The organism is Actinotalea sp. C106 (genome assembly GCF_023630195.1).
Lineage (GTDB): Bacteria > Actinomycetota > Actinomycetes > Actinomycetales > Cellulomonadaceae > Actinotalea.
Genome location: NZ_JALPKN010000445.1, coordinates 1 through 1726, shown reverse-complemented (window position 1 = coordinate 1726; position 1726 = coordinate 1). Strand labels below are relative to the sequence as shown.

4 protein-coding genes are annotated in these 1726 nt (G+C 74.2%); all 4 read right to left on the bottom strand.

All coding sequences use genetic code 11. The features are described from left to right. Positions 1 to 328: magnesium chelatase domain-containing protein (locus L0B03_RS17425; protein ID WP_284501971.1), on the bottom strand; the 328-nt coding region annotated here is incomplete at its 3' end. Then, the gene (locus L0B03_RS17420) at positions 328 to 684 is read right to left on the bottom strand and encodes a YraN family protein (RefSeq protein WP_250448220.1); all 357 of its coding nucleotides are present in this window, start codon (positions 682 to 684) and stop codon (positions 328 to 330) included. The genes L0B03_RS17420 and L0B03_RS17425, both read right to left, overlap by 1 nt. 149 nt (positions 685 to 833) lie before the next feature. Continuing rightward, positions 834 to 1157: a DUF2469 domain-containing protein gene (locus L0B03_RS17415; RefSeq protein WP_208055249.1), complete on the bottom strand. Its 324-nt coding sequence runs from the start codon at positions 1155 to 1157 to the stop codon at positions 834 to 836. Continuing rightward, positions 1154 to 1726, bottom strand: a 573-nt coding sequence (locus L0B03_RS17410) for a ribonuclease HII (protein ID WP_374205022.1), incomplete at its 5' end; no start/stop codon positions are given. The genes L0B03_RS17415 and L0B03_RS17410, both read right to left, overlap by 4 nt.

The following is a 1726-nucleotide window of genomic DNA, read 5'->3' as shown; positions in this document are numbered from 1 at the left end:
GCTCACCCAGGTGCACGGCACGCTGGGCGGCCTCGGGGTCGCACGCGCCGGCCCCCGCCAACGTCGCCACCGCGATCGCGAGGTCGAACCCGGCTCCCGCCTTGGGGAGTGCCGCCGGCGACAGGTTCACGGTGATCCGACGCTGGGGCCAGCCCAGGCCCGAGGAGGTCATCGCGGCGCGCACCCGGTCCCGCGCCTCGGAGAGCGAGGCGTCGGGCAGACCCACGAGGGTGAACCCCGGCACCGAGGCGGCGAGGTGCGCCTCGACCTCGATCAGGTGCCCGGAGAGTCCGACGAGGGACACCGCTGTCGTGCGCCCCAGCCCCATCAGAGCACCCCCGGCAGGTGCTCGACGCGGGCTGCCCCGCGACGCGAGGCCCACACGGCCACGACGTCGACCCGGATGCTCGCGGGGCGCTCGTCGTGGCTCGTGACCCATTGGGCGGCGAGGCGGCGAAGTCGCGCGAGCTTGGCCGGGGTGACGGCCTCGGCCGGGTGCCCGAACCCCTCCCCCGTGCGCGTCTTGACCTCGACCACCACGAGCTCCTCGCCGTCGAGGGCGACGATGTCGATCTCCCCCGACGGTCCGCGCCAGTTCCGGTCCAGGACGGTCCACCCGGCCTCGACCAGGTGCGCTGCCGCGACCTTCTCCCCGTACCGCCCCACGGCGTCCTTGGCCCTCACGTGACCACCTCCCGGGACCCACGCTGCCCGCGGTACGCCGTCGAGCCGCGTCAGGGTCCGTCGGGCTGTGGACGGACGGTGGTCGGGGTGCCCTGTGGACCCTGTGCGAGGACCACGGGCCCCGGGGTGGGCCACGTGGGCCCGGCCCGTCAGCGGCGGAAGCCGCCCCCCTCGGGGAGGTCGAGATCTGCCTTGGCGAGCTCCTCGACGTTGACGTCCTTGAAGGTCACCACCCGCACCGACTTCACGAAGCGGGCCGACCGGTACACGTCCCAGACCCACGCGTCGTTGAGACCCACCTCGAAGTAGACCTCCCCCGCCGCGGACCTCACCTGCAGGTCCACCTGGTTGGCGAGGTAGAACCTCCGCTCGGTCTCCACCACGTAGGAGAACAGGCCCACGACGTCGCGGTACTCGCGGTAGAGGGCGAGCTCCATGTCGGTCTCGTAGTTCTCCAGGTCCTCCGCGCTCACGCCTCCATCATGGACCATGCCGGACCCGTCCCCGTCGCCGACTCGTCCACCGGCAGCCGCCAGCTGCGACGGTGCAGCACCGACGGGCCGTGCACCCGGAGGGCGCGGACGTGGTCGGCCGAGCCGTAGCCCTTGTTCCCGGCCCACCCGTACTCCGGGTGGTGCTCCGCGACCTGCGTCATGAGCGCGTCGCGCTCGCACTTGGCGAGCACGCTCGCGGCGGCCACCGACGCGCATGCCAGATCTGCCTTGATCCGGGTCCGCACCGCCGGACCAGGCAGCGTCGGGTCGAGCAGCGCGGGTTCGGGCAGGGCGGGCGCGGGCAGGGCGGGCGCGGGCTCGGCGGACATCGCTCCGGTGGGGAGGGCGAGGGTCCCGCCGAGCAGGCCTGGCTGGGCGGGGAGGCTCAACCAGTCGTGCGACCCGTCGAGCAGGACCAGGTCCACGGGGACCTCGAGCCGGGCGAGCGCGCGGCGGCCGGCCAGGCGCAGGGCCGCGATGATCCCCAGCGCGTCGATCTCCTCGGGCTGGGCGTGACCGACGGCGCGGGCCAGGCCCCAGCGCCCGAG